This is a genomic window from Actinospica acidithermotolerans, from assembly GCF_018139625.1.
Classification (GTDB): domain Bacteria; phylum Actinomycetota; class Actinomycetes; order Streptomycetales; family Catenulisporaceae; genus Actinospica; species Actinospica acidithermotolerans.
In genome coordinates this window covers 1-5191 of record NZ_JAGSOH010000218.1, presented here as the reverse complement: position 1 = coordinate 5191, position 5191 = coordinate 1, and the positions used below count along the sequence as shown (strand labels likewise).

The window sequence follows — 5191 nt, the reverse complement described above, 5'->3', positions numbered from 1 at the left end:
CCCCCGCCCCCGGCCGCCGGGCCCGCGCAGCTCGAGCCGGTCGCGCCGAGCGCGGCGGAGACCGAGAAGACGGTGCCGGGCCAGAGCCGGGTACCCGGCGACGCGGAGGAGTCCTTCGACTGGGACGCCGCGGCCCGCGACCTCGGGGACCTGGGCGATCTCGCCCAGCCGCTGTTCGTCGGCGACGACGGCGAGCGGCTGACCGAGCCCGCCTTCGACCTCGAGTCCGCCTCGGTGAGCCTGGCCGACGTCGGCGGGATGGAGCAGGTCAAGCGGCGGCTCGAGGTCGCCTTCCTGGCGCCGATGCGCAATCCGGAGCTCAGCCGCGTCTACCACAAGTCGCTCAAGGGCGGCCTGCTGCTCTACGGGCCGCCCGGCTGCGGCAAGACCTTCATCGCGCGCGCCGTCGCCGGCGAACTCGGCGCGAGCTTCATCTCGGTGACGCTGGCCGACATCCTCGACATGTACATCGGCAACAGCGAGCGCAACCTGAGCGAGATCTTCGCGACGGCCCGGCGCAACGCCCCGTGCGTGCTGTTCTTCGACGAGATCGACGCCATCGGGCAGAAGCGCAGCCAGCTGCGCAACAACGCGGCGCGCGGCGTGGTCAACCAGTTCCTGACCGAGCTCGACGGCGTGGACGCGGCCAACGAGGGCGTTTTCGTGCTCGCGGCGACGAACGCGCCGTGGGACGTGGACGTGGCGCTGCGCCGCCCCGGCCGTCTCGACCGCACGCTGCTCGTGCTGCCGCCGGACCAGCCCGCACGCGAGGCGATCCTGCGCCACCACCTGAAGGACCGGCCGGTCGGCGGCGTGAAGCTGGGCGCGCTCGCCAAGAAGACCGAGGGCTACTCGGGCGCCGACCTGGCCCACGTGTGCGAGACGGCCGCCGAGCTTGCGCTGATGGACTCGGCGCGGTCCGGCCAGGTCAGGATGATCGGCATGGGCGACCTGGACGCCGCCGTCGCCGAGGTGCGCCCCTCGGTCGGCGCCTGGCTGGAGAGCGCCCGCAACGTCGCCATGTTCGCCAATGAATCAGGCGTCTACGACGACCTCGCCGCCTACCTGAAGAAGCGCAGGATGCTGTGACGGACACGGCGAGCGCGTACGTCGAGATCGACCGCGCCCAGCAGCTGTACGATCTCGGGCGCGCGCCGGAGGCGCTCGAGGTGGTGAGCCGGATCCTGGCCGGCAAGCCGGACGACGCCGAGGCGCTGCGGCTCGCGGCGCTGTGCCTGTCCGCGGTCGGCCGGCAGGACGAGGCGGTGAGCACGGCGCGCGCCGCGGTGGCCGCCGACCCGGACTCGGAGCACGGTCGCAGGGTCCTGTCGCACATGCACTACAAGCGCGGCGAGTTCCGGCTCGCCGCGACCATCGCGCTGGAGGCGACCCGGCTCGCGCCGAACGAGTGGCGCGGGCACATGCTGCTGGCCCGCTGCGTCTGCCACTTCGATCCGCGGCGCGCGATAGCCCCGGCCGAGCTCTCCCGCGAGCTCGGCCCGGACAGCCCGGACACGCACTTCGCCTGCGCGCTCACCTACCAGGCGGTCGGCCGCGAACAGGACGCGCGGGCCGCGTACCTGAGGGTGCTGGAGCTCAATCCGCAGCATGCGATGGCGCTGAACAACCTGGCCGTGCTTGACCGTTCGGCGCACCGCTGGTCGCGTGCGCTGCGCGGCTTCCGCAGGGCACTGAGCTCCGATCCGCATCAGGAGCTGGCCCGCCGCAACATCGACTCGATCCTGCTGAGCCGGATCTGGCGGCTGACGTGGCTGAGCGTGCTCGCGGTGGACGCGGTGGACGCCATCGCCCCCGTGCTCGGCGGCTTCGGCCAGCGGATACTCGGATCGGTGCTCGCCGCGCTCCTGCTGGCGGGTCCGGCGTACACCGCGTGGTCGGCGCGGCGGGCGGTCGGCTCGTACGGCTGGCGGTTCTTCCGGATGGACCGGCGCGTGCACCTGTGCGTCGCGCTGCTGACGGCGGCGATGCTGTTCATCACGCTCGGGACGATCGTGCAGCTGTTCCGGATCACGGATCAGTACTCCGCGATCAGCTTCCTGGTGACGCTTCTGCTGTGGGCCGTCTCGGCGCAGGTGCGCACGATGACGCGGAAGTCGGCTCCGCGGGTCGAGTAGCGGTTTCGATACGGCGGGCCGCCGGGATCGCGAGCAGCAGCGCGACCGAGGCCGACTGGTAGACGGCGCCGAAGCCGAGGACCGTCGGGTACCCGAGATGGCCGCCGATCGGCGCCGCGATCGCGAGCCCGATCGGTCCGAGCGCGTAGGCGCCGAGCACGTTGTACGAGCTCACCCGCGCCAAGGCCTCCTCCGGCAGGACGCGCTGGGCGACGGACGCGGCCAGCGTCCCGGAGATCGCGGTCCCCGCTCCCGAGACGACCATCAGCCCGGCGATCGAGGCGAGCGGCAACCTCAGCGCGAAGGCTCCAGGGGCCAGTGCGTACGCCGCCGAGGTGATGATGCTGATCAGTAGCGGATGCCTCGGAGTCACCCAGCGGCGCAGCAGGACGCCGCCGCCGATGACCTGGCCGAGCCCGAGGCAGCCGATGGTCAGGCCCCATGCGCGCGCACCGCCGTAGTGCCCGGCCGAGAGCGTCGGGCCGAGCACGAGGAACGGCGCCCAGACGACGAAGTTGAAGAGCGCGAACTGCACCGTCTGCATCCAGTACCACGGGTGCGCGGCGAAGACGGACCAGCCTTCGCGCAGGTCACGGCCGAATCGCGGGCGCTCGCCCGTCGCCGGCGGGAGCGAGACCGGGATGCCGAGCAGCGCGACGAAGGAGACGGCGTAGCTCAGCGAGTCGAGGCCGAGCACGAGCGCAGGCCCGAACGCCGCGACGAGCACGCCGGACAGCGACGGCCCAACGACCGAGGTGGCGGACCGGGCGACACTCATCTGCGCGTTCGCCGAGACCAGCGCGTCCTCGTCGACGAGTCGCGGGATCAGGGCGTTGTAGGCCGGTAGAAAGAACCCGTCACCCGAGTTCTGCACGCAGATGAAGAGCACGAACACCCACACCGGCGGCCGGTGCACGAGCAGCAGCGTGGCGGTGAACGCCGCGCGGTTCAGGCAGCGCAGGCTGTCGGCGAACAGGATGACGCGGCGGGCACCGATCCGGTCCGCCACGACTCCGGCGACCGGCAGGCACAGCAGGATCGGCACGATCCCGGCGGCCAGCACCAGCCCGAGCCCGTCCGCGCCGTGCCCGGTGTCCAGGAACGCGAAGACGTTGGCCGGGCCGGCCATCGCGGTGCCGATCAGCGAGGTCGCGTAGCCGAGCGAATAGCGCCGGAATGAGGAGCCCCGGAGTTGAGTCTTCATGACTCATGAGAGTGCGTCTTTCCGGCGGACCGGGACAAGGAGAACGGCCTGCTACGGTGATGCTGCAAGCAAAGAGAGATCTGTTTACCGCGATAGCCGGTTCATTTACTGCGGGAGAGGCGATGGAAAGGCCGGTCGAGTACGTCGTGGCCGTGGACCGGTACCTCGCGGGTTCGCGCCTCTCCCCCGCATCCCAGCGCGTCTACCGGGTCACGCTCTCGACGTGGGGTTGGCTCCTCGTCGGCCGCATTCCGCCGACCGGTTCCGCCCGACGCGGCGCTCCGATTCCCGTCGTCGCCCTCTCGCGCCTCGACGGCGACGCCGCGACAGCGGTCGTGCAAGAGGCCGCGGCTCGCAGGGCACTGATGTACATCGACCGGCGGACCTACGAGCGCGAGGTGTCGATTCTGCGCAACGCCGCGCACTGGTGGGCGGCGCGCGGATGGATCGGGCCGCAGGCGGAGCAGGCGCTGAAGGGTCACGTGACGTCGCGCGATGGCGGCCGGGTCGCGCCCGAGACGTCGGCGGACGTCGATCCGGCCCGGGTCTTCGCGCTGCGGGCCCCGCTCCGCGAGCAGGCACTCTGGCAGCTGATCTACGAGACCACCGCTCCCGCCGAACACCTGCTCGCGCTCGACGTATCGGACCTCGACCTCGGCCTTCGCAGGATTCGACGGAAGGGCGGCACTCCCCGGCGGGTGGACCGCATCGTCTGGGGCGATCGATCCGCGAAGCTCCTGCCGCTGCTCACGATCGGCCGCACGAACGGCCCCCTGTTCCTGACCGAGCGCCGCGCTACGGCGCGCGTCGCCGCGGCCGATCGATGCCCGTACAGCGGCCATGCCCGCCTCTCCATGCGCCGCGCCGCCGAGCTCTTCCGCGCGGCGACGAGCGAGGCCGACCCCCGCGGCGTGGGCTGGAACCTCCGCGATCTGCGGCTGGCCGGCAAACGGGACAGGGCCGCCGTCGCAGCCGGGGGCCGCGGCCGCGACAGCCTCGGTTAGCGGCGTTCGAGGGTGAGCAGCGGAGCGGGGTCCTCGGGCGCCGGGGCGGCGGGGTCGGCCCCGACGACCTTCTCGAGGCGCCGGAAGCCGGTCTCCAGCTGGTCGTCGGTGAGGTAGCCGAAGATCGAGTGCGTGCGCAGGCGCAGCTGTTCAAGCTGCTCGCCGCGCGTACCCACGGACGGCTCGGTGAACGGGCTGAAGCTGACGACCCGCCAATCGGCCGCGGTCAGCGTCGCGATGACCTCGTGCAGCGGCTGGAACAGCGTGGCGTCGGTCTCGAGCCCGTTCGGGAAGTGCGAGAGCCACCAGATCCGCGGCATGTGGTCGCTGTATCCGGTGCGCACGATCAGCCGGCCGCCGGGCTTGACCACCCTGGCCAGTTCGCGCGCCGCCCGAGGCTTGTCCTGCACGTGATGCCAGGACTGCAGGAGGACGGCGTAGTCGGCGCTGCCGGTCGGCGCCGGTATCTCCTCCGCCGAGCCCGCGAGATACCGCACCTCGGGATGCCGTGAATGCGCCTGCGCCACCTCGCGCATCCGGATCGACGGCTCGACACCGGTCACCGGCCCGAACTCGGCCGCGAGGGCTGGGGCGAAACGCCCGGTGCCGGACCCGACGTCCAGACCGGCGAGCGGACGCCGCTCGGGCAGACGATCGGCGAAAGCGCGCATCCACGCCCGCATCTGCTGTTCCGTCAGCGCACGGCCGCGCGCGTAGTCCTGGTGCTGCTCGGTGTCGTAGTTCGTTCGCCTCATCGCGGACCCCTCCGGATTACGTATCTTCTCGATGTATCGGTTCGATACATCGAGAAGATACGTGCCCGTCCGGTCCGGCGCAAGGGGGCGGGG

The 5191-nt window shown here is 71.7% G+C and carries 5 protein-coding genes; 3 read left to right on the top strand and 2 right to left on the bottom strand.

Annotation, left to right across the window (positions count from 1 at the left end; translation table 11 throughout):
• Both KDK95_RS33910 and KDK95_RS33905 read left to right on the top strand, forming a co-directional pair.
• Positions 1–1089: ATP-binding protein (locus tag KDK95_RS33910; RefSeq protein WP_212522461.1), on the top strand; the 1089-nt coding region annotated here is incomplete at its 5' end.
• A complete protein-coding gene (locus KDK95_RS33905; RefSeq protein WP_212522460.1) occupies positions 1086–2135 on the top strand; it encodes a tetratricopeptide repeat protein in 1050 nt (349 codons plus the stop codon). The genes KDK95_RS33910 and KDK95_RS33905, both read left to right, overlap by 4 nt.
• Here KDK95_RS33905 and KDK95_RS33900 read toward each other — a convergent pair.
• Positions 2050–3339 carry an MFS transporter gene (locus tag KDK95_RS33900; protein ID WP_212522459.1) on the bottom strand — a complete coding sequence of 430 codons (1290 nt, stop codon included), beginning with the start codon at positions 3337–3339 and terminating at the stop codon, positions 2050–2052. The two genes, KDK95_RS33905 and KDK95_RS33900, sit on opposite strands and share 86 nt — an antisense overlap.
• A gap of 122 nt (positions 3340–3461) precedes the next feature.
• Here KDK95_RS33900 and KDK95_RS33895 point away from each other — a divergent pair, with 122 nt between their 5' ends.
• Positions 3462–4343 carry a hypothetical protein gene (locus tag KDK95_RS33895; protein ID WP_212522458.1) on the top strand — a complete coding sequence of 294 codons (882 nt, stop codon included), beginning with the start codon at positions 3462–3464 and terminating at the stop codon, positions 4341–4343.
• Here the strand turns inward: KDK95_RS33895 and KDK95_RS33890 are convergent.
• Positions 4340–5098: a class I SAM-dependent methyltransferase gene (locus tag KDK95_RS33890; RefSeq protein ID WP_212522457.1), complete on the bottom strand. Its 759-nt coding sequence runs from the start codon at positions 5096–5098 to the stop codon at positions 4340–4342. The two genes, KDK95_RS33895 and KDK95_RS33890, sit on opposite strands and share 4 nt — an antisense overlap.
• Between the last annotated feature and the right edge of the window lie 93 nt (positions 5099–5191).

Coding starts and splice junctions, on each gene's coding strand:
- KDK95_RS33900 (WP_212522459.1), bottom strand. CDS start 3,339: ATGAAGACTCAACTCCGGGGCTCCTCATTCCGGCGCTATTCGCTCGGC.
- KDK95_RS33895 (WP_212522458.1), top strand. CDS start 3,462: ATGGAAAGGCCGGTCGAGTACGTCGTGGCCGTGGACCGGTACCTCGCG.
- KDK95_RS33890 (WP_212522457.1), bottom strand. CDS start 5,098: ATGAGGCGAACGAACTACGACACCGAGCAGCACCAGGACTACGCGCGC.